Below are 25,011 nucleotides of genomic sequence, written 5' to 3'. Positions count from 1 at the left end.
TCGCGCTAGGGGACGGGGACGAGCGTCTCCGGGAGAAGGCGGTCCACCGTGAGGCTGGAGAGCCGGAAGGCTTCCGTTCCGTCCGCGACGCGGGCGACCCAGTCTCCGCGTTCCTCGTCCTCCAGCAGGAGGATCGCGAGTTCGAGCCGCCGGCCGGTCACATCTGCGGACCCCTCCGAGAACACTTCGAACGATCCGTCCGCGAGCGCGAAGTCGGCGGCCGCCTCTTCCTCCTCCGTGGGGAAGCCGGAAGCGGAGACGGAGGGCAGGATGGCGAGGAGCCTCTGCACAAGCGCCGAATCCGCCGGCGCGTCCCCCGCGAGCCACCCATCGTCGCTCCGGCGCAGCACGGCCTCCCGTTCCCCGCGACGCATGAGGACTTCGCGTACGCCGGCGGTGTCCACGGAGGCGATCAGGCGCGGGCGCCACCCGTCGCGGTCGCGGTTCAGGTAGCCTCCGGCCGGACCGTCGAGCCGATAGACGACATCGTCGCCGGGGAGACGCACGAAATAACCTCCGGAGCGCGTGTCGCGGCTGCCGAGATGGAACCGCCGTACTTCGCCGCCGGCCGTCCGCACTTCGACATGCCGGCCGCCCTCCGCGACGCCCAGGCTCGCGTGGTTCGACGGGTTGCGCGCGACGAGTTCCGACGAGGAGAGCTGCCCGATCACGTCCAGGAGGTCGCGGATCTTCGGTTCATCCGCCACGTATCCGTCGACCGTCCACCCCGCGTCCGTCCGCTCGAGGCGCACCGTGCCGGCATTCTCCGCGAGCACGATGTTCACGCCCGCGATGGAGTCGGCCACCACGAAGGAGAAGCCGTCCCCGACATCCAGCGTCCCGCCCTCGCCGCTGTCCCGGAACAGCCGGGGCAGGTAGAGAAGGACGGCCACGCCGAGCACGACCGCGATGACCTTCAGCTGCTTCGCGTTCATACGAGCGCTCCTCCCTCCGTGAAGGAACGCTGCTGTACCTGCCGCCGTCTGGCGAGCCGCAGCACGCCGACGAGGACGAAGAGCAGTGGCACGCCGACCAGGTTCCCGTACCGGGTCAGGTCCGGGAGCCATTCGTTGGGGAAGAGGAGCAGCGGCGGCGCGCGGTCCTTGGACCGGATCGAAATCAGCGCCTCGTCCTGGGCGAGCCAGTCGATCGCGTTCTGGAAGAAGATCATCCCGGCCAGCCCGGACATCGACTGCTGAAGCGTCTCGTCGTGGATGAGCGACGAAGAGCCCGCGAGGACGATGCGGCCACCGTCCGGCTGCGCGTAGGCCAGGGCGAGCGTCTCCGTTGTCACGTCACTCGGTGCGATCAGCGCGTCCCACTCCTGCATCGCGTCGATCGAGAGCGGGGTCCCCAGTCTTCCGCCTCCGTCCGACGTCGTGAGAAGCGGCGTCACCAGGGTGCTGTCCTCCACCTCGACGAGGAGCGGGCTTCCGAATCGGACCGGCACGTTCGCCACGCCGTCCACGATCACGTGTTCGGAGGCCGGCTGGGCGAGGGTCCACAGCGGATAGCCCACGATGAAGGCGCCGCCCTGGGACGGCACCTGCACCTGTTCGTGGAGCAGCACGTCGAAGGCCATCGAGGGGACGATGCCGAGGCCTCGCGCCTGCAGCAGCGAATCGAGCGCCGGATCGAAGGTCGGGCCCGCGTAGCGCGCCTGCATGTCCGCCGTCACGCCCGATTTCAGGATGAAGAGGCTCCCACCCTCGTCGACGAAGCGGCTCAGGATCTCGCCGGCCGCGGGCTCGAGCGGCGTCCGGCCGCCGGCGATCACGAGTATGTCGATCGAATCCGGCACCGCCGCCGTCGTCGAGTCGACGCGGAACTCCCTCAGGTCGTATTCCAGTTGGAGGCGGCCGCGGGCGATCCGAAGCCCCGCGTCCAGACTCAGTTCGCCGTGTCCGGTCAGGATCCCGATGGTGGGGCGTTCCGCGCGCGTGAGGGCGCGGATCATCGAGGCGAGACGGTATTCGAGGTCCGCCGTCTGCCGGAGGAGCGGGATGATCTGGCTATCGCCGGCGTACTGGATCGCGAGCGCGAAGTAGCGCTCCTGATACGACACCTCGTCATCGGCGAGGACCTGGAACGGCACGGGGCGGATGCCGAGCAGTCCCGCCTCCTCCTGGGCGTCGGGGTCCTCGTCGGGGTTCGCGCGGACCAGGTTCACGTTGGCGCCGCCGGTGGCGTCGAGATCCCGGAGGAGATCGTCCACGTCCCGGCTCATGGGCGCGAGTTGCGCCGGCAGTTCCGCCGACTGGAAGAGCTTGATCGTGACGAGGTCGTCGAGACCGCGCAGCAGATCGGCCGTCGGCGGGGAAAGCGTGTAGACCTTGCCGGGCGTGAGGTCGAGCCTGCCGCGCAACTGCCCGCCTGCCAGCGCGGCGAAGACGGCGATCCCGACCAGGCCGAGCACGCCCACGCGCAGCCGCCCGTACGCCGGCCTGTTGCGGCTAAGGCGCTCGCGCATGACGGAGAAGTACGTGAGCGAGAGGAACGCCGTGCCGAGCGCCGCGAAGTACAGGACGTCCCGCAGGTCGATCACGCCTCGCGCCACGTTCGAGAAGTGCCCGAGCACGCCCAGGCGCGCCGCCACCGCCGCGAGCGGGGAGGGGAGGGAGAGCGTGACCGTGGGAAGTCCGATCAGGTAGAGGGCGAAGCTGATCGTGACGCCGATGATGAACGCGGTCACCTGGTTCCTCGTGAGCGAGGAGGCCCACAGGCCGACCGCGATGAGCGCCGATATCAGGAACATCGATCCCAGGTACTGGGAGAACACGACCCCCCACTGAAGGTCGGCGCCGAAGGTGAGGCCGAGCGGGATGCCCAGCGTCCCCGCCATGGCGATCAACAGAAAGAAGAGGACGCCGAGGAACTTGCCGAGCAGGAACTCCGCGACATGGATCGGCTGCGCGAGCACGAGTTCGAGCGTCCCCGCGTTCCGCTCCTCCGCGAACGATCGCATGCAGACGGCCGGAATGAAAAAGAGCAGAAGCCACGGGAGGAGCGACAACATGGGCCGCAACGAGGCCTCGCCGAGGAGGTAGGCCTCCTGGAAGTAGAAGTAGAAGTTGATCCCGAGGAAGATGACGAGGAGGATGTAGGCGGTCGCGTGGTCGAAGTAGCCCGCGAACTCCCGCTTCGCGACCGTCAGGATGCGGCCGATCATGCGTCCACCTCCTCGCCCGCTTCCGGAGCCTCGTCGGACATGGCATCGGGGGTCTCGTCGCCGGTTTCGTCGACCGTCTCGTCCGCCGGCCCCGTGCTCTCGGCGGTGAGCCGGTGGAAGAGATCCTCCAGGCTCGCCTGGGCCAGGTGCAGTTCCCACAGCGGCCAGCCCCGGGCGGCGGCGAGTCGCGAGATGTCCGGCCGCGGGTCCTGGCCGGAAGCGCCCTCGACCGCGAACCGGGCGCGCCGGCCCCCGTCCGCTTCGACGGCGTCGGCCCGGGCGACGGAGCGGAGATCGCCCATCGCCTCCCCCGCGGCGTCCGCCGGAGCCTCGAGTTCGACCATCACCCGGACGCCGCCCTGTCCGGCGACGAGTTCATCGACGGAACCGTCGGCGACGATGCGCCCCTCGTTGATGATGACGACGCGTGAGCACGTCTTCCGCACCTCCTGCATCACGTGCGTGCTCAGGAGGACGGTGCGGTCGGTCCCCGCGTCGCGGATGAGGCTGCGGATCTCGACGCGCTGGTTCGGATCGAGTCCCTCGGTCGGCTCGTCGAGGATGAGGATCTCCGGCTGCGAGAGGATGGCCTGCGCGAGGCCGACGCGCTGCCGATAACCCTTCGAGAGCTGGTTGATCGGGCGGTAGTAGACGGCTTCGATGCCGGTCTGCGCGACGACATCGTCCGTGCGCGCGCGGATCTCGCCGGCGCTCATCCCGCGCAGCCGGCCCATGAACGTGATGTATTCGCCGGCGAGCATGTCCCGGTAGAGGGGATTTGTCTCAGGCAGGTAGCCGATGCGGCGCCGCAGTTCGACGGGGTGGTCCTCGATGGACAGGCCATCGATGGAGATCGTGCCCCCATCGGGCTCGAGATACTGCGTGAGGAGCCGCATGGTCGTCGTCTTGCCCGCGCCGTTCGGCCCGAGGAAGCCGACGACTTCGCCGCGGTCGATCGAGAACGTCGCGGAGTCGACCGCGACCGTCTCGCCGAACGTCTTCACAACATCCGTAAGCGATACGAGTGACATGCGAGTGATGTCGGATCCGGGTTGGAGTGTGCGAACCGCCCGCAGTCGACGGAACGTCGCCGGGCGAACCCGCCGATGGACAGCCGAGCGGGGTCCAATCGTTGCCCGCGCCGCGGCCATGCTCGGGCCGTCTCCCGACGGGGCGGGAAAGGTAGATGGGGCGCGGTGCGAGTCAAGCACCGCCGGGCCTTTCGGCGCTTGTCGCCCGCCCGCCCGTCGCGGGTCATCGCAGACAGGCCGGTGGCGCGGGTGTAGCTTCCCCGGCATGAACGTATTCCTCGATGCGGGCCGGCGCGTGGTGGGACTCGCGCTGGTCGTGCTTGTTGCGGTCCCCGTCTTCGTCGTCCTCGATCCGTCCGCGCCTCCGGGCGCGCTGGACGACCTCATGCGTCGGTCGGGGTTCGAGCACTGGACGTACACTTGGGGCGTTACGACCGGTGTCTGGACCCTCCTCGCGGTGGGGGTCGCCGCCCTGGCAGGGATGTTCGGGGGAGGGAGGCTGTCCGCCATTCTCACCCGCATCGGCCGGGCGATCGAGCGGCCGCCCGCGTGGTCCGCGGCCGCGTTCATGGGGCTCCTGGGCACCGGGTTTACGGTTGCGGTCGCGCTGGCCGTGTTCCAGGGACGACCGGTCCTCAACGACGCGAGCGTGCAGCTCCTGCAGGCCCGCTACTTCGCCGCCGGGGAACTGGCCGGGCCTCCGCTCTCGATGCCCGAGTTCTGGGTCATGCAGTTCATGGTCCCCACCGCCGCGGGATGGGTGTCCCAGTACCCGCCCGGACACGCCCTGTGGCTTGCTGCGGGATTCAGGGTGGGCGGTGCGTGGATCGCCATGGCGGCGGCCATGGGAATGCTGGGTGCCTTCTCGGTTCTGTCCTTCGAACGCCTGCTCCCCGGTCGAATCGCGGCCGCCCGACTCGGCGCCCTGCTCGCCGTCACCAGCCCCATGCTGCTGGCCCTGGCCGGAGCCTACATGAACCACGCGACCGTGGCGGCCTTCGCCGCGCTCGCCCTCTGGCTCTCCCTCCGGGCCGAAACGGGCCGGGCCGTGTGGGCGCTGGCGGCGGGCGGCGCGATGGGCTTCATGGTCACGACGCGCCCCGTCTCCGGCCTGCTCATCGGCGCCGCCGTGACGGCCGGCGTGTGGCTCACCGCGCCACGGCGGGAACCGGGCCTGCACCGGCCGTGGCTCCTGCGCCGCTTCGCCTGGTGGGTGCTGGGCGGCCTCCCGTTCGCGGTCGGTTTCGGGTGGTTCAACGCCCGCTTCTTCGGCAGCCCGCTCACCCTCGGCTACACCGCCGCCGCCGGCCCGAGCCACGGCCTCGGCTTCCACGTCGACCCGTGGGGCCGCGTGTACGGCTTCACTCAGGCGCTCGGCTACACCTCGACCGAACTCATTTCGCTGGGGCGCGAACTCCTCGGAACCGTACTCCCCGTCGGCGTGCTCGTCGGCCTTTTTCTGCTCCTCGCGCGGCGTCTTGATCGAGGCGAGCGAATCCTGGCCGCGTGGGCTCTGCTGCCCGTCCTGGCGAGCGCCTTGTACTGGCACCACGATCTCGTAATGGGTCCCCGAATGCTCGGTGAAGCCGTTCCCGCCTGGTGCGCGCTCCTCGTGCTGGCGACGATCGGTCTTGTACGCGTGACCCGCCGCGGCTGGCTCTCGGATGCGGTCGTTGTTCTCGTCCTCATTTCCATCGGCTACGGTCTCGCGGTGGGGGGGCGTGAGCGCATCGTGCGCCTGGGAGGCCGCGTCGTGCCCGCGCTGGCGGTCACGGAGCCCGGCCCCTCGCTCATCTTCGTGCACGAATCCTGGCAGGACCGGATCGGGGCCCGGCTCGCGGCGCGGCCGATGCGCCTCGACAGCGTGCGCGCTCTCCTGAATCAGTATTCTCCCTGCCGCCTCGAGGGTGCCCTGATCGGCGCGCAGCGACCGGAAGAGGTGGAGGACCGGTGCCGTCGGGAGAACGGATCCGACCGGCTCGGCCGGCTCGGACTCACCGACAACCTGTGGCGCGGCGACCTGCCTGGGCTCGGCGGCTCGGGGGTGCTGTGGACCAGGGATCTCGGCCCCGAGGCGAATGCACGCCTCATCGCAGCCTACCCCGACCGGACGCCCCTCCTCGCCATGCCGGACGGGGAAGGGGGAGGCGGCGGCCTCGTCGTCCCCTACGAAATGGGCGTGGCGGCCCTCTGGGGCCCCGCCCCGCCGTAGAGCTCCGTCTCGCTCAGGGGCGTGATTCAGGTGTGGGCGGCACGACGAGTTCCAGGTCCGTGTAGCGGGCGATGGTGTCGAAGTCGCGATTCCGGGCCAGCAGAGGGCGGCGCGCATCCAGGGCCGCAGCGGCGATCAGGCAGTCTACCGTGGACCGAATCGTACGTCCCGCCCGCTGACACGTGCGGTAGATCCGCGCTGCGCTCCGGAACTGGCCCAGCGAGTCGGGGATCAGGATCTCGAAGCGGCCGAGCAGCCTCAACAGATCCAGCGCTTCGGATTCGCTACGACAACCTGCGAGCAGTTCCATGACTGCGGGAGCGGGCGTGGCGATCGCGCTCCCGGTCTGTACGGCGTGTCTCAAACCAAGGTTGACGGGACTTTCCGTGCGGCGCAGGTATTCGATCCACGCGGACGTGTCGACGATCACGGGAGGGCGCCGGAGTTGCCGTCTCGCATTGCGTCGAGATCCCCCTCCCAGCCCACACCCTGCATGGCGAGCGCCTCCTCCTTCGTCATCGGGACGAAGGCCTGGCGGGCCAACGCCTCCGCCACGGCCGCAGACCAGTCGGCCAGTCCGTACCGCCGGCGCACCGCCTCCAGGTCGTGCTCCGGCAACCTCACTTCCAGATCGACGAACCGCAGGCCGGCGGACTCGACGGTCCCGTATCGCGGCTCCGCCTCGCGCACGGCGAAGTCGCCGCCGCCCCTCAGCTCGCGCGCCCGCGCGTCCCGCAGCGCTCGCCGGACCCACGCGGACACCGTGACGCGGTTACGTCGCGCCGCATCGCGGATCTCATCGAGCTCCGCCTCCGGCATCACCACCTGCAGTCGCGTACTCATGATATCAGTATGATATACTCAACACGCACACGCCAGATGGAGCGACCCTCGAGCGTGGCGCCCGAAGATCCTTACGAGAAGGCGGCGTCGAAGGCGGTGGCGGAGGGGGGGAAGGTCATGGCGCGGAGCCGGTCGCACGCTTCCCGGGCGCCGTGCTCGCGGTCCATGCCGCTGTCCTCCCACTCGATGGAGAGGGGCCCCGCGTAGCCCACGCGGTCCAGCGCGCGCAGGATCTCCTCGAAGTTCACCCGCCCGCGCCCGATGGAGCGGAAGTCCCACCCCCGGTCCGCATGCCCGAACTCGAGGTGGCCTCCGAAGACGCCGGAGCGGCGCGGCGTGTCCGACCACCACACGTCCTTCATGTGGGTGTGGTGGATGCGGTCGGCGAACTCGAGGATGAAGCCGACGTAGTCGACGCCCTGGTAGGCGAGATGGCTGGGGTCGTAGTTGAAGCCGAACGCGCCCCGCCCCGCCACGGCCTCCACGGCCCGCGCCGCGCTGGCGGCGTCGAAGGCGATCTCCGTAGGGTGTACTTCGAGGGCGAACTTCACGCCCGCCGCGTCAAAGGCGTCGAGAATCGGGTTCCAGCGGTCCGCGAAATCGGCGAAGCCGGCCTCCACGAAGCCGGGCGGGTGCGGGGGGAAGGCGTAGGCGGCGGCCCAGATCGAGCTGCCGGTGAAGCCGTTCACGACCGGGACGCCGAGCGCAGCCGCCGCGGCGGCCGACCGGCTCATTTCCGCCGCGGCCCGCCGCCGCACGCCCTCGGGGTCGCCGTCGCCCCACACGCGCTCCGGCAGAATGAGCTGGTGGCGGGCGTCGATCGGATCGCACACGGCCTGGCCGACGAGGTGGTTGGCGATCGCGTACACCTCGAGCCCGTGGGCCGCCAGCAGATCGCGCCGCCCGGCGGCGTAGCCGTCTTCCTCCGTCGCCCGCACGACGTCGAAGTGGTCGCCCCAGCAGGCGAGCTCGAGCCCGTCGTAGCCCCACTCGGCCGCCTTGGCCGCGAGCGTCGCCAGCGGCATGTCCGCCCACTGGCCGGTGAACAGCGTGATCGGTCGCGCGCTCATCGCGCCGGCTCCCCGGGCTCCGCAGGCGGCTCTCCCGGCGGTTCGTACCGCGCGTCCACCCACGCTCTGCGCCGCCCGCTCTCCACCGCCCGTTCGAGGAAATGAACCCCGCGCGCCCCGTCCCACACGGTGGGGAAGTCGAGGTCCGCCTCGTCCGGCGTCCGCCCTTCGTCGAGCGCTCCGATGGTCGAGATCACGTTCCGGTACAGATTCCCGAACCCTTCGATGAACCCCTCCGGATGACCCGGCGGGACCCGCGATGCCCCGGCCGCCTCGGGCGAGATCCAGCCGTGCCCCGGCCGCCGCGCCCGGGCCTGACCGTCCGGCGTCCGGTACCACAGCGTCGCCGCGTCGTCGTGCCGCCAGGCGATCGAGCCCTCGCTCCCGTACACGCGGATCGCGAGCCCGTTCTCCTCGCCCGCCGCCACCTGCGACACCGTGAGCGTCCCCCGCACGCCACCGTTCCACCGCATGAGGAGGCTCGCGTCGTCTTCGAGACGCCGCCCCGGCACGAACGTCGTCAGCTCGCCGCACAGCGCCTCGACCTCCAGCCCGGTCACGTAGCGGGCCAGGTGATGCGCATGCGTCCCGATGTCCCCCAGCGCCCCTGCGGCGCCCGCCCGCGCCGGATCCGTGCGCCACACCGCCTGCGGATGCCCGGTCTCCTCGAGCGGCGTCGCCAGCCACCCCTGGAAGTACTCGAGCTGGATGCGGCGGATGGCCCCCACGCGCCCCTCGCGCACGATGGCGCGCGCGTCCTTGACCATCGGGTAGCCGCCGTAGTTGTGCGTGAGTGCGAACACGCGATCCCCGGCCGCCACGAGCCGGCACAGCGCTTCGGCGTCCGCGACCGTCGTCGTCAGCGGCTTGTCGCACACGACGTGGAAGCCCGCCTCAAGGAAGGTCCGCGCCACGTCGAAGTGGAGATGGTTCGGCGTGACAATGATCACGAAGTCGAGCCGTCGATCCCGAGGCTGGGAAGCCTCGGCCTCCGCCATCTCCGAATAGTTTCCATACACGCGGTCCGGGTCGAGTCCGATCTCGGCCCCCTTGGTTGCGGACCGCTCCGGGTCCGAGGAGAAGGCGCCGGCCGCGATGCGCGCGAGGCCGTCGAGTTCCGCCGCCATCCGGTGCACGTCCCCGATGAAGGCACCGGGTCCGCCGCCGACCATCCCGTAGCTGAGGCGGCGCGTCATCCGTCGCCCGACCCCGTTCCGATCCGTACCGCCCGGTATCCTCCCGCCCGCCGGTCGCGCATGCGGATGAGTCCGAAGATGAGGATGAGTACGGCCGTGATCGGCACGAGACGCCGGAACGAGACCCGGCCACCGTAGTTGTCCGCCGGCCCGAGGATCGCGCTCGCCCGCTCCACCAGCGCCTCATCGCCTCCGGAGTCGATGATCGCCCGCAGCGCGTTCGCCGTGACCGACGCGGGCAGCGCGCCATCCGGGCCCAAGCCGGCGAGCGCCTCCCCCACCGCCTCGCCCGCCGCCGCCAGATCCGGGGCGGCGATCTCGTCGGCCCCCGCGAACGCCATCGAGGCGTCCGTAAGGAGCGCCGTCGTCTCAGCCACGGGGATCCGCTCGTGCCCCACCTCGTCGGCGATCTTCCCCATCCACGGCGTCGTCCACAGTCCCACCACCGCCATCCCCGTCGCCCCCATCATCCCCAGTCCGAGCGCGCCGGATCGCGGCACCCGCTCCGACACGAAGCCGAGCATCGTCGGCCAGAAGTAGCACACGCCGACCGCGAACACGGTGGCGGAAGCGAAAGCCATCGCCGTCGTCTCCGCGTAGCTGAGCCAGAGCAGCCCCAGGACGGAGACCGCGGCGCTCGTCGACAGCACCCCCGTCGGCGAAAGCGTCTCGACCACGGGCCCGGCCTTGTAGCGCAGGATCGCCATAAGGCCGTTGATCCACGCCAGCACGAGGATCCCCGGAATCCCGCCCGCTTCGAGCACCGCCGGCACCCAGCGGTTCGGCCCCAGTTCCGTCGACGCCGTAATCGCCATGCAGAACAGCATCAGGATCATCAGGGGCGTCGTGAATGTGGCCTGGAACATATCACCCATGCCGACCCCGGCCCGCACGCCCTCCGTCGGCGGAAACTCCTCCCGCCACATCAGGTGGCCGTAGATGAGCGTGGGGATGAGGATGAGACCGATCTTCAGTTGCCACGCGGTGAGTCCCACCGAGTCGAGGCCGAAGGCGAGCACGGAGCCGATCACGATCCCGCCCGGGAACCAGACGTGGAACTGGTTCAGCTTGACCGTCTTCCGGTCCGGATAGAGCGCCGCCACCAGCGGGTTGCAGGCGGCCTCGACGAGCCCGTTCCCGAGCGCCAGCGTCAGCGCCCCGGCGAAGGCCTGCCACAAGCCGCCCGCCGTGATGAGTACGATCGCCCCTACCAGGTGACACGCGAAGGCGAGCCGGAGCAGGAACCGCATGCCGAGCGTGTCGCAGAAGGGCGCGAAGAGGACCTGCGACACCGCGAAGCCCCAGATTGCCGCCCCGCCGATCAGGCCCACCTCGTAGTTCGTGAGGGTAAACTCGCTCTTGAGCGTGAACATGACGATGCCGACCACCGCGAAGGTGACGGAGGTCGCGATGAGCGACACGCAACTGCCCAGGAAGAGCCGCCTGGGGCGGACGGCGGAAGACGTCGTATTCACGCGGATCGCTCCTCGGATGAGGCGGACGGGGCCGGCCGGCACGCCTGGCAGTCCGTGGCAAAACCCCTGCTGCGTTCGAGCGGCGATGCATTTCGCTTGAATCGCTGCGCTCTGCGTTGCTCCTCGGTCACATAGCAACCGCTATGCTCCCTCGTCGCGCCTTGTCAAGCGAACGCCTCGCCACTCTCGGCGCTGACGCAGGGCTTTGCCACGGACTGCCGCGCCGTCCCGTCCGAATCCGCAACGCCGCGGCGACGCTACCGGGCGGCGGATGCGACAGTCTATGTTCAGACGACGCCAAGGCCGCTCCAGACCCGGGAGGATCCCGTGAATCGTCCGTCCATCTTCGGTTCGCCAACGAAGTTGGCATCCCTCGTGCCGGTCGCCCTCTTCACGGTGCTCGCCTTCGCCGCCGCACCGCCGCCCGCCGCCGCCCAGTCCCGGCCCTACCAGCCGGAATCCGTGAGCGCGAGCGAGTACGCGCGCGCCGAGCAGTTCCTCCCCTGGCACGCGGAGAAGCTCACGTCGGGCGTCACGGTGAACCCCCGCTGGGTCGACGCCAACCGATTCTGGTACCGCAACCAGGTGTTCGGCGGCCACGAGTTCATCATGATCGACGCCGCGGCCCGCACCCGCCGGCCCGCCTTCGACCACGACCGGCTCGCCGCCGCCCTCTCGGAAGCTTCCGACGAGAGCCACGAGGCGACGGACCTCCCCTTCGACGAGTTCGAGTTCAACGCGTCCGGCGGGATCCGTTTCTGGACGGACACCCACGAGCGCTGGGACTGCGACATCGGCGCCTATCGCTGCACGGGTCCGGACTCGGTCGCGCGGGCGACGCATGAAATCGATTCGCCCGATGGCGCGCTCGCCGTCTTCTCGCGCGACGAGAACCTGTGGGTGCGCGACTCGGACTCCGACGAGGAGCGCCAGCTCTCGACGGACGGCGAACTGCACTGGGGCTACGGCGTCGCGCCGGAGGGCTGCTGTCAGGAGATCAGCAACCGCCGCCGCGACTTCAAGCCGCCTCCCGTGGCCGAGTGGTCCCCCGACGGCCGCCGGATCGCGACCCACCGGTACGACGAGCGCGATGTCGAGGACCTCCACCTGCTCGAGGCCGCGACCGGGCGCCCGATCCTCCACAGCTACCGCTACGCGCTCCCCGGCGACTCCATCGTCCCCACCTGGCAACTCCACATCTTCGACGCCGAGACCGGCGCCCACGTGCCGGCCGACTACGACCCCGTCGTCGGCTACTTCGGCGGCGCGGACACGACCTGGCACGCGGCCCAGTGGACCCCGGACGGCGCTCGCGTCTACTTCTCGCACCATTCGCGCGACTTCAGGAACCAGACGCTCGTCGAGGTCGACGCCGCGACGGGCGCATCGCGCAGGGTCATCGTCGAGAGCGGCGACACCTGGGTGGAGCTGAACCAGCTCCGCACGCCCTACAACTGGCGCGTGCTCGACAACGGGAGCGAGTTCATCTGGTTCTCCGAGCGCGAGGGCTGGGGCCACCTCTACCTGCACGACCTCGCCACCGGAGAGATGAAGAACCGGATCACGCAGGGGTCCTGGCTCGTCGTCCAGCTGCTCGCGGTCGATGAGGCCGCGCGGCAGGTCTACTTCACCGGCGTGGGGCGCGAGCCCGGGCGCGATCCGTATCGGCAGCACCTCTATCGGGCGTCGCTCGACGGCGGCGGGGTGACGCTCCTCTCGCCGGAGGACGCCCACCACGCGGTTTCCGCCTCACCCGACGGCCGCTACTTCGTGGACACCTGGTCCACGCGCTCGACGGCCCCGGTCACCGTCCTCAGGGACGATGCCGGACGCCCCGTGATGACGGTCGAGCAGGGCGACATCTCCCCGCTCCTCGAGGCCGGCTGGGAGCCCCCGGTGCGCTTCTCCGCGAAGGCGCGCGACGGAGTGACGGACGTGTACGGCTATCTCTGGCTCCCCCCGACCATGGAGGAGGGGACCGTCTATCCCGTCATCGACTACGTCTACCCCGGCCCTCAGATCGGCCCCATCCGCACGCCCGGCTTCACCTCCGGGCCGCGGGGCCAGGGCCACGCGCTCGCCCAGCTCGGCTTCATCACCTTCGCGGTCGACGCCATGGGCACGCCGTACCGCTCCAAGGCCTTCCACGAGAGCTACTACGGGAACATGCGGGACAACGGAATCCCCGATCACGTCTCGGCGCTCAAGGCGCTCGCCCTCCGCTATCCCATAGACATCGAGCGGGTGGGGATCTTCGGCCACTCCGGCGGCGGCTTCTCCTCGACGGACGCCATCCTGACTTTCCCCGACTTCTTCAAGGTCGCGGTGTCGGGGGCGGGGAATCACGACCAGCGAGGGTACCACTTCCCGTGGGGGGAGAAATACCACGGGCTCCTCGAACGGAACCCGGACGGGACGGACAGCTTCGACTCGCAGGCGAACCAGAACATCGCGTCGAACCTCAAGGGGAAGCTCCTGCTCCACTACGGGTCGCTGGACGACAACGTGCACCCGAACATGACGCTGCTCGTGGCCGACGCCCTCATGGAGGCGAACAAGACGTTCGACATGCTCGTCTTCCCGAACCGGAACCACGGTTACGCGCGCGAGCCGTACCTGATCCGGCGCACCTGGGACTACTTCATCGAGCACCTCATGGGCGCCGAGCCCCCGGTCGACTACCGGATCGTCCAGCCGTAGCGAAGGGAACCGGGGACGCCGAACACGTTCCCGCGGGAACGTCCCGTGCCCCTCGATTGACGTGCGTGGGAGATTTTGTATACATTTTCCTCCATTATCTGGAGGATTTGGTATACATTTTCGGCCATCGACGAGTCGGGCGGCACCCGGAGGGCGATCCTGCACAGCACGGCTGAACTGCGCGACATCCTGGCCCGTATCGGCTGGTGGACGGACCCCGAAGGGTGGGTTCGGCGCGATCCGGACCTGCGCCGGGCACGGGAGGCTCCGTTCGAATACACCGCGAGTGTGCTCGATGCGCTCGTCCCGGGCGGTCTCTACGTCCTCCGAGGGCCGCGGCGCGTCGGCAAGTCGGTCGAGATCAAGAAGACGGTCTGGAGTCTCATCGGGCGTGGCGAGGATCCCCGCTGCATCATCCACGTTGCGGCCGACGAACTCGCCGCCGGCGACCTCAGGCGAGTCGTGGACGCCGCAGCCTCGATCACTCCCCCCTCGGCGCGCCGCTTCTGGTTCTTCGATGAGATCACGGCCATTCCGGACGGATGGCCCTCGGCCATCAAGTGGCTGCGTGACAACGACCTGCGCTTCGGGCTTGATACGGTCGTCCTCACCGGCTCCTCCGCCCGCGACCTGACGGAAGCCGTCAAGGCCTTCGCCGGACGGCGTGGCGGTGCGCTGGACTCGGACCGCGTGCTCCTGCCCATGTCTTTCCGGAGCTTCCTGCGGGCGCAGGCTGACGCGGAAGGGGAAGGGGGTGTCGTCCCTCCCCCGGATGAGGCGCCGCTGCCGCTGGCCGGATTGACGCCCGAGGTTCTGGACGAAGCCGCGTGGAGACTGGCGCCCTGGTTGCCGTATCTCGTGCGCGGATGGGAGACCTACCTCACCGTCGGCGGGTTTCCGCAGGCCGTGGCGGCACACGCGGCGACCGACCCCCCCGATCCGGAAACGGGCGCCGGGCCGGCCGCCCGCGCCCTCAAGGAGAGCCTCCTCGACGTGATCCGGGGGGAGGCGTTCGGGCAGTCCGCCTGGTCGCGTGCACACACCGATGCGTTCGTGAACCGACTGGCGGCCGGCATCGGGTCGCCGACCAACTCAAGCGACATTGCTTCCGACACCGGCACGTCGGCGAACACCGTCCGGCGGCGGATCGATGCGCTCCGCGAGAGTTTCGTCGTGTGGCCCTGCTACCGTGAACACCGCCTCGCGCCGGCCCTCCGGTCACAGGAAAAGACGTATTTCACCGATCCCATTTTCGCGGCGCTCTCCGCGCGTCCCCGGAGGCCGGTCGACCTCTCGCTCCTCTCCGAGCAGCAACTGGGGATGACCCTGGTCCGCACCTTCCTGCGCGGGGATCCGGGAGGCTACCCGAACTTCGATGCCGTTCTCCACCACAGGACGCCCAGTCGCAAGGAGATCGACTTCGCGGGGCCCGGATTCGGGGGGCTCGCGATCGAGTCGAAGTACGTGGACGGGGATCGGTGGAAGCGGGCCGCCCCCACCCTGAGGGCATCGCCCTGGCGCGGCCTCGTGGCTACGAGACGGGCGCTGGACCTGGACGATCCCGAGTTGTCCGCCGTTCCCACGGCGCTGCTCGCGTGGCTGCTCGGAGGATGAGGGTCTCGCCGTCGCCCGCTTGTCACGCGCGATCGCTCGGACCACGTTCCAACGACTGCCGCGGCGTTCGAGGGCTGCGCCGCGAGACCGGGCAGATGAGCACGACCGTACCTGGACGAACCGGAGGATCACCCATGCGTTTCATCCGCGACCGGCTTTCCCTGACGCACCTGTGCTGTGCGCTTTCGCTGTCACTGTTCGGCCTTGCGGCCTGCGCGCCGGAGGATGGAGGCGAGACCGGCGGCGAGGAAGTCTCCGGCGAGACCCTCATGGAAAGCCTGATCGCGCGCGGGGAATCGCTCGAGCTTCCGACAGAGTGGGATCCGCCCCCGGGCGAGCCGATCGTGCACCACACGGCGGGCTTCGCCAAGACGCTCTGCTCCGGGACCTTCATCACGGGTCTCGACTGGCGCGATGCGGCGGCGAACGTGGGCGGTTTCACGGCGCCCTTCCAGCACCGGGGCGCCGTCGTCGACACGGTCGTCGACATGGAGGCGCAGACCGTCAGCCTCACCCTCGCCTCGGGGATCACCCGCACCGCCAAGCTCTACGGCAGCCAGGGCTGCATCACGCACCCGCTGGGCCGGGACTCGATCTATTTCACGCCGACCGTCGTCGAGCCGAACACCCCGGATCCGGCCACCACGCCGTGGCCCATGGGGGACGTGCTCCCGGACGAGCCGTACCCGCCCGAGATCGACATGGACAAAGTCGGGCAGGCGGTCGAGATCGCGATGGACCAGGAGGGGATGACGCTCGGCTTCGTCGTCACCTACAACGGGCGGATCATCGGCGAGGACTACGGCCCCGGCGTCGACATGCACACACCGTTCGAGAGCTGGTCGAAGGGGAAGTCGCTCACCGGGACGCTCATGGCCGTCCTCATCCAGCAGGGCGTGTACGGCCTGTGGCAGCGCGCCCCGATCCCGGAGTGGCAGGGCGATGACAGGAAGAACATCCGCATCGCCGACATCATGCGGATGTCGAGCGGAATCCGGATCGTCGCGCCGCAGGACCCCGGGTACACGGAAGAGATGGGGTATCCCGACCACCTCTACCTCTATACGGGCGAGAACGCCTTCGAGTGGGCGGCCACCCGCCCGCAGCAGTGGGAGCCGAACACGGTGGGACGGTACCGGAACACCGACCCGGCGTTGACGAACTACCTGACCCGCCTTGGCGTGGAGGGGCGCGGCGACGACTACCACGCCTTCCCGCAGCGGCATCTGTTCGACAAGCTCGGGATCCGGAACTTCATCATGGAGACGGATCCGAACGGGAACTTCCTCACCCAGGGCTACGAGTTCGGCTCCGCGCGCGACTGGGCGCGGCTCGGCAACCTCTACCTGCAGGACGGCGTGTGGGAGGGCGAGCGCATCCTCCCCGAGGGATACGTCGACTACGCGATGGAGATCGCCCCGGCCTGGATCGCCGACGGTCGTCCCACGTACGGCGGCGGCTTCGTGTGGAAGGACCTCGGCTTCCCGATCGAGGACGACTACGGCGGGTTCGCGGGCGCCGGCGGGCAGTACACGGTGTTCATCCCCGCGCGGGGCCTCGTCATCACCCGCCTCGGCAAGTACACCGGCGCCGGCCCGGGCCGGGAGAACCTGGACGCCGCGATCGCCCTGCTGATGGAGGCCGTCCCCCCGATCGGCGACTAGCCGGGCGGCTCCGGACGCGCGGCGGCGAGGCGTCCCGCACGAGCAGGAAGGTCCGGGGCGTCGAGGATCGTCGCGACGAGGTCGAAATCGTCGCGGGGGCCCGTCCATTCGAGTTCGTCCACGGTCGCTGACACCGGGGCGTCCCGGACGAGCGTGGCGAGGCGGCGGAAGAGGAGCGCGTCATCGAGCCCGTTGCGCAGCGTTTGCGCGAGGCGTTCGGGGCCGCGCACGGAGACGTCCCAGTCTCGTCCGTCCGAGGGGATGTCCTCGATGCGGCCGTAGCGGGCGAGCACTGCCGCGGCGGTTTTGGCACCGAAGCCGCGGATGCCGGGGAATCCATCCGCGGAGTCTCCCACCAGCGCCAGCCAGTCGGGGATCGCGGCGGGAGGGACGCCGAATTTCTCGATGACGCCGGGCTCGTCGCGCAGGAGCCGCTGCCGACGGTCGAACTGCACGATGCGGTCGCCCTCGACGCACTGGGCGAGATCCTTGTCCGGCGTGCAGAGGAAGACGCGCTCCACGCGCGGATCCGCGGCGGCCATCGCGGCGCCGGAGGCCATCGCGTCGTCGGCCTCGTGCTCCACCATCGGCCACACGGTGAAGCCCGCCGAGGCGAGCGCCTCATCGACGAGCGGGAACTGCGAGTAGAGCGCGGGATCGATGCCGGAGCCGTCCTTGTAGCCGGGCCACAGCTCGTTGCGGAAGGACTCGATGACGCGGTCCGTGGCGATCGCGACGTGCGTGGCGCCGCCCTCGAGGAGGCCGAGCATCGAATTCACGACCCCGCGCGCCGCCCCCACCTCGTGGCCCCCGGCGTTCTTCGCCGAGGGCGCACCGTAGAAGTGCCGGAACAACTCGTAGGTGCCGTCGATGAGGTGGACCTGCACGCGAACTCCGCCTTCCGCTGACGCCCCGCCGCGATTCTCCGCCCCGTCCCGCTCCCGCCTCCGAAGCGTCGTGCGTCGGAGCGTGGTGTGCAACGGCCCGCTCCCGGGACTGGTGCGGGGGTGGCGCCGGTGTACCTTTGGTGGCCTTCCGCCGGCCCCGCGGCCGGCTGTGGGTCCCGGTCCCGCTGTGAGGCGTTCGACGTGAGCCAGCTCCAATCAGTCTCGACCCCCGATGGCGCCGCCGCGCCGGCCGTGACGCGCGAGGTGATCGCGACGGCCGACCGCGTCGTCCTCAAGGTGGGGACGGGCGTCGTCACGCACGACGATGGGACGATCGCCCTCTCTCGCCTCTTCCGGGTCGTGGAGAGCGCGAGCCGCCTGCGGCGGGAGGGCAGGGAGGTCCTCATCGTGACCTCGGGTGCCGTGGGCCTGGGGCGTGTCGCCCTCCAGCTCCCGGAGCCGCCCGAGACGGCCGCGCTGAAACAGACGTGCGCCGCGATCGGCCAGAGCCGGCTCATGGAACTTTACCAGCAGGGGTTCGCCCGGCTCGGTGTCACCTGCGCGCAGATCCTCATCACGTGGACGGACTTTGACGACCGGGTGCGCTACCTGAACCTGCACGAGACGCTGCAGAGTCTCTTCCGGCTCGGCGTCGTCCCCGTCGTGAACGAGAACGACGCGATCTCGCTGAACGACCGCGTGTACCGGGGGACGGGGAAGCGGCCGATCTTCGACGACAACGACCGGCTGGGGGCGCTGGTCGCGAGCGAACTGGCGGCGGATCTGATCGTGCTCCTCACGGACGTGCCGGGGGTCATGACGGCCGACCCCAGACGCGATCCGGACGCGAGGCTGGTCGGCCGCATCGACCGGCCCGATGAGCACGGATTCGACGTGGACGGGCGCTCCGGGCTCGGCCGGGGCGGGATGGCGAGCAAGCTGGAGGCGGCCCGGGTCGCGTCGCGCGGGGGCTGCCACACCGTCATCGCGTCGGGGGTCGAGCCGGGCGCGCTCGACCGGGTCCTGGCCGGCGAGGAGGAGGGAACCTGGATCCCGCCGCGCGCCGCCCTCTCCTCGCGCAGCCGCTGGATCGCCTACTGTTCTCACCCGCGCGGGACGCTGGTTTTGGCGGAGGGTGGCGCGGAACGTCTCCGGGGCGGCGAGCCGCTGCGGGCCGGGGACGTCGCGCGGGCGGACGGCGCGTTCCGGCGGGGCGACGTGGTCGAGGTTCGGGCGCTCGACGGATCGCTGGTGGGACGGGGCGTCGTCGCGCTCGACTCCCGGCTCGTCGTCCAGGCCGCCTCGCATCAGGCGGGGGCGAACGTCGAACTCGTGGGGCGGGAGCATCTCATCCTCAAGGAAACGAACGATGTCTGAGACGCTGAGGGAGCGGGCGGCCGGAGTTCGGGCGGCGCAGCGCACGATCGGAAGTGCCCCGGCGGAGCGCCGGACGGCGGCGCTGTGCGCCTTGAAGGAGGTGTTGCTCCGGTCTCGGGCCGAGATTGCGCGGGCGAACGACGAAGACCTCGCGCGCGCGGCGGAGGAAGGGCTTTCCGGATCGCTCCTCCACCGGCTGGGCCTCCCGGACGCCAAGTTCGAGAGCCTGCTCGAGGGGATCGAAGCGCTCGTCGAAGGCGAGGATCCGATCGATCGCGTCCTCACCCGCACGGAACTGGATGACGGTCTCGTCCTCGAGCGCGTGCGCAGCCCGCTCGGCGTGCTCCTCATCATCTTCGAGAGCCGGCCCGACGCGGTGATCCAGATCGGGTCGCTCGCCATCCGCTCCGGGAACGGGGTCATCATGAAGGGCGGCCGCGAGGCGGCGCGCTCGAACGAGGTGCTCGTCGGTTGCCTGCAACGGGCGCTGGAGGAGGCCGGTCTCGATCGCCGGGCCGTCCTCGGCGTCCCGGACCGGCGGGATGTCGACGAACTGCTCGCGCTGGACGACCTCATCGACCTCGTGATCCCGCGGGGGTCGGGTGCGCTCGTGCGCTCGATCCAGGAGCGGAGCCGGATTCCGGTGCTGGGCCACGCGGAGGGCGTGTGCCATCTCTACGTCGACGCGTCGGCGGATCCCGAGATGGCCGTGCGGCTCGCCGTGGACGGAAAGTGCGACTACCCGGCGGCGTGCAACGCGACCGAGACGCTGCTCGTGCACGAGTCGTTCCTGCCGAGGCTGGGACCGATCGGAGAGGCGCTCCGCGAGCGCGGCGTCGAACTCCGCTGCGACGAGCCCTCCCGCCGGGTCCTGCCGTGGGCCGAGGCCGCCTCCGAGAAGGACTGGGGAGTCGAGTTCGGCGACCTCACGCTGGCCGTGCGGACCGTGGCCGGTCCGGAAGAAGCCATCGACTTCATTCACACTTACGGGAGCAGCCACACGGACGCGGTCGTGGCCGAAGACGGGGAAGTCGCGGCGCGGTTCCTGAAGGCGGTCGACGCGGCGAGCGTGTTCCACAACGCGAGCACCCGCTTCGCCGACGGATTCCGCTACGGTCTCGGGGCGGAAGTGGGGATCAGCACGGCCCGCATCCACGCGCGCGGGCCGGTCGGCGTCGAAGGCCTCCTGACGACGCGCTGGCTGCTGCGCGGCGAAGGACAGGGAGCCGCCGACTACGGCCCCGGCAAGCGGGCTTTCACCCACCGCCCGCTCGACGCGAACGACTGACGGCGCAGGGGCCGCGGGCCGCTACTGGATGCGGCGGACGCGGATGTTGCGGTACCAGACGGGGTCGCCGTGATCCTGCAGTCCCAGGTGGCCTTCGTGGTGCCGGCCGTAGTCGGGCCACTGGATGAACTTGCTCCCCGCCACCAGCGCCTCCCATTCGGGCGAAGCGATCTCGTACTCGACGACCTGCACGCCGTTGAGCCAGTGTACGACCTGGTTGCCGTGGCGGACGATCCGGACTTCGTTCCATTCGCCGACCGGACGCGTCACATCCTCCGGCGGCGCGTGCAGACCGTAGTTCGACCCCGCCGACGTGAGCGGATCGCCCCCGTCGTAGTGCCCCGCGTTGTCGAGAACCTGCATCTCCGGTCCGGACTGGAAGGCGCTCTCCGTGCTCTCCACGATGCCGAAGAAGATCCCGCTGTTGCCGCCCTCGTCGACCTTCCACTCGAGGCGTAGATCGAAGTCGGCGTAGGTGTCGCGCGTGATCAGCGTGCCGCCCCCGACGCCCGGCGTGAAGGCGAGCGCGCCGTCCTTCGCGCTCCAGCCGGCCGGGACATCATCCATCTGAAACCCGCGCCACGCGCCGACCGACTCCCCGTCGAACAGGAGCTCGAAGCCCTCCGCGGCCTCCTCGGCCGAGAGCCGATTCGCAGCCGCCTGCGTCTCGGCGTCTGCGTCGGCCGGCGGCACGTTCTCCGTCTGCGATCCCGCGTCGGCCCCGGCACACGCGACGGCGGTGACGGCGAGGACCAGCAGGGCCGAAGCGCTGACGTACCGCGATCCGGGCCGAGCGTTGTGTCGCCTTCGTGCCTGCGCAAGCTCATAGCTCGCCTGCATTCGCATCCAGTGATCGGCCGTGCCCCAGCCCAGGGCTTCCAACGCAAGCGCCATGTTCGCCGACACGCCCGCCTTCCCGTTCAGCAGTCGCGACAGGGTCCCTCGCTCGCACCCCAGGCGGGCCGCCGTCCGGGTCACGTTCCAGCCGACCTCATCCATGCTTTCGCCGACAAGTTCGCCCAGGTGCGGCGGATTGAGCATCGGACGTGCGCGCTTGCCGGTGTCGTTCATTGTCTTTCTTCCTTCCGGTCAGTGGTAATCCACCAGGATGAGCAGTAGCGCGTAGCGTTACGCGTCGCAACGGAGCTAGCGGCGGCCGCCGGCGATGCGGGCGGCTTCGGGGCGGCGGCGCAGGGCGAGCATGCTCCAGGTGCCGAGGGCGGGGCCGATGGCGAGCGGCGCGAAGGCCCACTCCCAGCCGATCCATGACTCCCACACCGGGATGAGGCGGATCGTGGTGATCGTGAGGAGAAAGCCGATCGCCGTCTGCAGCGTGAGCGCGGTCCCGACGTACTCGGGTTCGGCGAGTTCGCTCACGCAGGCGGAGAACTGCGCGGAGTCCGCGACGATCGCGAACCCCCACACGAGACAGACCGCCGCGGTCGGCCACACCGGACCGCCGAACAGCGGCCCGATGGCGAGGCAGCAGGCGCCGCTCAGCACCATGCTCCAACTCGTGACGGCCGTCCGTCCGAAACGGTCGGCGAGGACGCCCGCCGCGGCGGCGCCCAGCCCTCCGGCCGCGATCGTCCCGAAGGCCAGGTACGAGGCGAGGGAAGCGGTCGTGCCCGCGCTCGCGTCCGCGGCGAAGCTTGCCGCCAGGAATGCGGGGATCCACGTCCACACGGCGTAGAGCTCCCACATGTGCCCGAAGTAGCCGCCGTTGGCGAGCATCGTCGCCCGGTCGGCGAAGATCCGGCGCACCGCGCGGGGATCGAAGGGCGCGGCCGGCGCCTGGTGGGGGCCTGCGCGGAGCCCGGTCGTAGCGAGAATGGCCGCCACGACCGCGAAGCCCGAGGCGAGCAGGAGCACGGGTTGCCAGGCGCCGATCCCTCCGAGCGGACGCAGCAGATGGGGCATCGCGCTCCCGACCGCGAGGGCGCCGATGAGGACCCCGATCGCCGTCCCGCGTCCGGCGCGGAACCAGCCGGCGACGATCTTCATCCCCGGCGGATACACCCCCGCCAGCGCGACCCCCGTCACGAACCGGAGTACGACGGCGAGGGCGAGTCCGTCCGCGAGGAGGGCGATCGCGGCGGTGGCGGCCGCGCCGAGCAGGGCCGACCCGGCGATGAGGCGGCGCGGATCCCACACGTCGGACAGCGTGAGCAGCGCCGAGAGGACCGCGCCCGCGGCGAAACCGAGTTGCACGGAGGTCGTGAGCCAGGCCGCCCCGGCGTCGTCGAGGCCCCACGCGTCGCGCAGCTCCGGCACGACCGCGCTGGCCGAGAACCAGAGACCCATCGCGAGCAACTCGACCAGCGCGAGGAGCGCGAGTTGACCCGCTCGGCCCACGCCGGCGTCAGCCCTCGCTGTCGGCGAACTGTTGCTGAAGGCTGCGCACCACGGCGGGGTCGGCGAGCGTCGTCGTGTCCCCGAGCGCCCGTCCCTCCGCCACGTCCCGCAGGAGGCGCCGCATGATCTTCCCGCTTCGCGTCTTCGGCAGTTCGGCGGCGAAGATGAGGTCGGCCGGCCGCGCGATCGCCCCGATCTGCGCAGCCACGTGCCCCCGCAGTTCCTGGCGCAGCGCCTCGGAGGTCTCCGTCCCCTCCACCACGCTCACGAACGCGGCCACCGCCTGTCCCTTGATCTCGTCCGAACGCCCCACGACCGCGGCCTCCGCCACGGCCTCGTGGTCGACGAGCGCGGACTCCACTTCCATGGTCCCGATCCGGTGGCCGGCCACGTTCAGCACGTCGTCGACGCGGCCCATGATCCAGTAGTAGCCGTCCTCATCCACCCGCGCCCCGTCGCCGGGGAAGTAGATGTCGGGCCACTTCGACCAGTACGTCTCGCGGTAGCGTTCCTCGTCTCCCCACACCCCCCGCAGCATCCCCGGCCACGGCGAGGTGATCGCCAGATAGCCGGACTCCGCCGGGTTCCCCTCCTCGTCGAGAATCGCCGCCTCGATGCCGGGGAAGGGGACCGTCGCCGTCCCCGGCTTCGTGGTGATCGCCCCGGGAAGCGGCGTGATCATGATCCCGCCCGTCTCCGTCTGCCACCACGTGTCGACGATCGGGCAGCGGCCGCCCCCGATGTGGCGGTCGTACCAGACCCACGCCTCCGGGTTGATGGGTTCGCCCACCGTCCCGAGCAGCCGGAGCTTCGAGAGGTCGTAGCCCGCCGGCCAGTCGTCCCCCCACCGCATGAAGGCGCGGATCGCCGTCGGCGCGGTGTAAAAGACCGTCACCGCGTAGCGCTCGCACAGGTCCCAGAAGCGGCTCCGGTCGGGCCAGTCGGGCGATCCCTCGTACATCACCACCGTCGCTCCGTTCGCGAGCGGGCCGTACACGATGTAGGAGTGGCCCGTCACCCATCCCACGTCCGCCGTGCACCAGTAGATGTCGTCCTCCCTGAGGTCGAACACCCACTTCGCGGTCGCGGTCACGTGCGTCATGTAGCCACCGGTCGTGTGCATCACGCCCTTCGGCTTCCCCGTCGTCCCGGAGGTGTAGAGGATGTAGAGCAGGTCCTCCGAATCCATGGGCTCGGGGGGACACTCGGCGTCCGCCTCGGCGATCAGCTCGTGGTACCAGTGGTCCCGGCCTCCGGTCATCTCGCACGACGGCGTGTCCACCCGGTCTCCGTGGGGCGCCGCCCCGGGGTCGGACACGGCGGAGCGCTTCACGACGACGACGCTCTTCACGTAGTCGAGACCCTCGATGGCCGCGTCCGTGCTCGCCTTGAGCGGGATGATGCCGCCGCGGCGATATCCCCCGTCCGCCGTGATCACGCATGTGGCATGGGCATCTTCGATCCGGTCGCGGAGGGACTGCGGTGAGAAGCCTCCGAAGACGACGGAATGCGGAGCCCCGATGCGCGCGCAGGCGAGCATGGCGACGGCGGCCTCCGGGACCATGGGGAGATAGATCGCGACCCGGTCTCCCTTCCCGATCCCCAGCCCCCTGAGCGCGTTCGCGAAACGGCCCACCTCCTCGTGCAACTCGCGGTAGGTGTAGCGGCGCACGTCTCCCGGCTCGCCCTCCCAGATGAGCGCCGTCTTCGAACCGCGCGTCTCCAGGTGGCGGTCGAGGCAGTTGTGCGCGGCGTTGAGCGTGCCGCCGACGAACCACTTCGAGAAGGGAGGATCCCACTCCAGCACCGTGTCCCAGGGCGTGAACCAGTCGAGCCGGCGCGCCCACGCGTCCCAGTACGCCTCGCGGTCCCGGTCGGCCTCGTCGTACGGGCCGCGATCGCCCACATGGGCGGCCGCGACGAAGTCCGCCGACGGCTCGAAAGTCCGCTGTTCGTCCAGCAGGACATCGATTTCCCGGTGCTGTTCGGTCATGGAATCGCTCGAGTCGGAGGGGAGAGAACGGACGGTCGCGCTTGTCACGGAGCCGCCGGGGGCACCATCTAGTGGGCCGGCCGGGGGGCGGCCCGGCGTGACAGTAGACGACGCCCGGCGGCGCAGGCAAGAACCCG

General features: G+C 70.2%; 18 protein-coding genes. 6 read left to right on the top strand and 12 right to left on the bottom strand.

Annotated elements, in window-relative coordinates; translation table 11 throughout:
- Positions 1-5: 5 nt before the first annotated feature.
- From ACQY5G_RS01330 to ACQY5G_RS01320, 3 genes are read right to left on the bottom strand one after another with little or no spacing between them, the layout of a single operon-like run.
- Complete coding sequence (locus ACQY5G_RS01330; RefSeq protein WP_428276284.1) at positions 6-935, bottom strand: DUF4340 domain-containing protein; 930 nt, start codon at positions 933-935, stop codon at positions 6-8.
- On the bottom strand, positions 932-3,169 hold the full coding sequence (locus ACQY5G_RS01325) for a Gldg family protein (RefSeq protein ID WP_428276282.1): 2,238 nt from the start codon (positions 3,167-3,169) through the stop codon (positions 932-934). The genes ACQY5G_RS01330 and ACQY5G_RS01325 overlap by 4 nt, the downstream gene beginning before the upstream one ends.
- A complete protein-coding gene (locus ACQY5G_RS01320) occupies positions 3,166-4,200 on the bottom strand; it encodes an ATP-binding cassette domain-containing protein (protein WP_428276280.1) in 1,035 nt (344 codons plus the stop codon). The genes ACQY5G_RS01325 and ACQY5G_RS01320 overlap by 4 nt, the downstream gene beginning before the upstream one ends.
- Before the next feature lie 265 nt (positions 4,201-4,465).
- On the opposite strand from ACQY5G_RS01320, the gene ACQY5G_RS01315 reads away from it, so the two are divergent.
- The gene (locus tag ACQY5G_RS01315) at positions 4,466-6,412 is read left to right on the top strand and encodes a hypothetical protein (RefSeq protein WP_428276278.1); all 1,947 of its coding nucleotides are present in this window, start codon (positions 4,466-4,468) and stop codon (positions 6,410-6,412) included.
- Between the two features lie 13 nt (positions 6,413-6,425).
- Here the strand turns inward: ACQY5G_RS01315 and vapC are convergent, their stop codons facing one another.
- The 5 genes from vapC to ACQY5G_RS01290 all read right to left on the bottom strand — a co-directional run bounded on the left by vapC (position 6,426) and on the right by ACQY5G_RS01290 (position 10,996).
- Positions 6,426-6,842, bottom strand: a complete 417-nt coding sequence (gene vapC, locus ACQY5G_RS01310) for a type II toxin-antitoxin system VapC family toxin (protein ID WP_428276276.1) — start codon at positions 6,840-6,842, stop codon at positions 6,426-6,428.
- Positions 6,839-7,255: a hypothetical protein gene (locus tag ACQY5G_RS01305; protein WP_428276274.1), complete on the bottom strand. Its 417-nt coding sequence runs from the start codon at positions 7,253-7,255 to the stop codon at positions 6,839-6,841. The genes vapC and ACQY5G_RS01305 overlap by 4 nt, the downstream gene beginning before the upstream one ends.
- 71 nt (positions 7,256-7,326) lie before the next feature.
- Complete coding sequence (locus ACQY5G_RS01300; RefSeq protein WP_428276272.1) at positions 7,327-8,325, bottom strand: sugar phosphate isomerase/epimerase family protein; 999 nt, start codon at positions 8,323-8,325, stop codon at positions 7,327-7,329.
- Complete coding sequence (locus ACQY5G_RS01295; RefSeq protein WP_428276270.1) at positions 8,322-9,521, bottom strand: Gfo/Idh/MocA family protein; 1,200 nt, start codon at positions 9,519-9,521, stop codon at positions 8,322-8,324. The genes ACQY5G_RS01300 and ACQY5G_RS01295 overlap by 4 nt, the downstream gene beginning before the upstream one ends.
- On the bottom strand, positions 9,518-10,996 hold the full coding sequence (locus tag ACQY5G_RS01290) for an MFS transporter (RefSeq protein WP_428276268.1): 1,479 nt from the start codon (positions 10,994-10,996) through the stop codon (positions 9,518-9,520). Before ACQY5G_RS01290 ends, ACQY5G_RS01295 begins: the two co-directional genes overlap by 4 nt.
- Positions 10,997-11,323: 327 nt before the next feature.
- Between ACQY5G_RS01290 and ACQY5G_RS01285 the strand changes: the two genes are divergently transcribed.
- The 3 genes from ACQY5G_RS01285 to ACQY5G_RS01275 all read left to right on the top strand — a co-directional run bounded on the left by ACQY5G_RS01285 (position 11,324) and on the right by ACQY5G_RS01275 (position 16,974).
- Positions 11,324-13,696 (top strand): DPP IV N-terminal domain-containing protein, encoded by a 2,373-nt coding sequence (locus tag ACQY5G_RS01285; RefSeq protein WP_428276266.1) that lies wholly within the window; start codon positions 11,324-11,326, stop codon positions 13,694-13,696.
- Between the two features lie 75 nt (positions 13,697-13,771).
- Positions 13,772-15,310 carry an ATP-binding protein gene (locus ACQY5G_RS01280; protein WP_428276264.1) on the top strand — a complete coding sequence of 513 codons (1,539 nt, stop codon included), beginning with the start codon at positions 13,772-13,774 and terminating at the stop codon, positions 15,308-15,310.
- Between the two features lie 134 nt (positions 15,311-15,444).
- Positions 15,445-16,974, top strand: coding sequence for a serine hydrolase domain-containing protein (locus ACQY5G_RS01275; RefSeq protein WP_428276262.1), 1,530 nt, complete (start codon positions 15,445-15,447; stop codon positions 16,972-16,974).
- Here the strand turns inward: ACQY5G_RS01275 and ACQY5G_RS01270 are convergent.
- Positions 16,971-17,954: a 5'-3' exonuclease gene (locus tag ACQY5G_RS01270; protein WP_428276260.1), complete on the bottom strand. Its 984-nt coding sequence runs from the start codon at positions 17,952-17,954 to the stop codon at positions 16,971-16,973. The two genes, ACQY5G_RS01275 and ACQY5G_RS01270, sit on opposite strands and share 4 nt — an antisense overlap.
- 108 nt (positions 17,955-18,062) lie before the next feature.
- On the opposite strand from ACQY5G_RS01270, the gene proB reads away from it, so the two are divergent.
- Both proB and ACQY5G_RS01260 read left to right on the top strand, forming a co-directional pair.
- On the top strand, positions 18,063-19,238 hold the full coding sequence (gene proB / locus ACQY5G_RS01265) for a glutamate 5-kinase (protein WP_428276258.1): 1,176 nt from the start codon (positions 18,063-18,065) through the stop codon (positions 19,236-19,238).
- Positions 19,231-20,526, top strand: coding sequence for a glutamate-5-semialdehyde dehydrogenase (locus tag ACQY5G_RS01260; RefSeq protein ID WP_428276256.1), 1,296 nt, complete (start codon positions 19,231-19,233; stop codon positions 20,524-20,526). Before proB ends, ACQY5G_RS01260 begins: the two co-directional genes overlap by 8 nt.
- Before the next feature lie 21 nt (positions 20,527-20,547).
- On the opposite strand, the gene ACQY5G_RS01255 is transcribed toward ACQY5G_RS01260, so the two are convergent.
- The 3 genes from ACQY5G_RS01255 to acs all read right to left on the bottom strand — a co-directional run bounded on the left by ACQY5G_RS01255 (position 20,548) and on the right by acs (position 24,874).
- Positions 20,548-21,597, bottom strand: a complete 1,050-nt coding sequence (locus ACQY5G_RS01255) for a HigA family addiction module antitoxin (protein ID WP_428276254.1) — start codon at positions 21,595-21,597, stop codon at positions 20,548-20,550.
- Between the two features lie 75 nt (positions 21,598-21,672).
- Positions 21,673-22,830, bottom strand: coding sequence for an MFS transporter (locus ACQY5G_RS01250; RefSeq protein ID WP_428278626.1), 1,158 nt, complete (start codon positions 22,828-22,830; stop codon positions 21,673-21,675).
- A gap of 58 nt (positions 22,831-22,888) precedes the next feature.
- Positions 22,889-24,874, bottom strand: a complete 1,986-nt coding sequence (gene acs, locus ACQY5G_RS01245; RefSeq protein ID WP_428276252.1) for an acetate--CoA ligase — start codon at positions 24,872-24,874, stop codon at positions 22,889-22,891.
- Positions 24,875-25,011 lie beyond the last annotated feature (137 nt).

This window comes from Candidatus Palauibacter sp. (genome assembly GCF_965261555.1).
GTDB lineage: Bacteria > Gemmatimonadota > Gemmatimonadetes > Palauibacterales > Palauibacteraceae > Palauibacter.
This window is presented reverse-complemented; position numbering and strand designations above follow the sequence as displayed.

Bases quoted from the DNA above. Each gene is read 5' to 3' on its own strand.
- ACQY5G_RS01330 (WP_428276284.1), bottom strand. From the start codon at position 935: ATGAACGCGAAGCAGCTGAAGGTCATCGCGGTCGTGCTCGGCGTGGCC.
- ACQY5G_RS01325 (WP_428276282.1), bottom strand. From the start codon at position 3,169: ATGATCGGCCGCATCCTGACGGTCGCGAAGCGGGAGTTCGCGGGCTAC.
- ACQY5G_RS01320 (WP_428276280.1), bottom strand. From the start codon at position 4,200: ATGTCACTCGTATCGCTTACGGATGTTGTGAAGACGTTCGGCGAGACG.
- ACQY5G_RS01315 (WP_428276278.1), top strand. From the start codon at position 4,466: ATGAACGTATTCCTCGATGCGGGCCGGCGCGTGGTGGGACTCGCGCTG.
- ACQY5G_RS01305 (WP_428276274.1), bottom strand. From the start codon at position 7,255: ATGAGTACGCGACTGCAGGTGGTGATGCCGGAGGCGGAGCTCGATGAG.
- ACQY5G_RS01300 (WP_428276272.1), bottom strand. From the start codon at position 8,325: ATGAGCGCGCGACCGATCACGCTGTTCACCGGCCAGTGGGCGGACATG.
- ACQY5G_RS01295 (WP_428276270.1), bottom strand. From the start codon at position 9,521: ATGACGCGCCGCCTCAGCTACGGGATGGTCGGCGGCGGACCCGGTGCC.
- ACQY5G_RS01275 (WP_428276262.1), top strand. From the start codon at position 15,445: ATGCGTTTCATCCGCGACCGGCTTTCCCTGACGCACCTGTGCTGTGCG.
- ACQY5G_RS01260 (WP_428276256.1), top strand. From the start codon at position 19,231: ATGTCTGAGACGCTGAGGGAGCGGGCGGCCGGAGTTCGGGCGGCGCAG.
- ACQY5G_RS01255 (WP_428276254.1), bottom strand. From the start codon at position 21,597: ATGAACGACACCGGCAAGCGCGCACGTCCGATGCTCAATCCGCCGCAC.
- ACQY5G_RS01250 (WP_428278626.1), bottom strand. From the start codon at position 22,830: ATGGGTCTCTGGTTCTCGGCCAGCGCGGTCGTGCCGGAGCTGCGCGAC.
- acs (WP_428276252.1), bottom strand. From the start codon at position 24,874: ATGACCGAACAGCACCGGGAAATCGATGTCCTGCTGGACGAACAGCGG.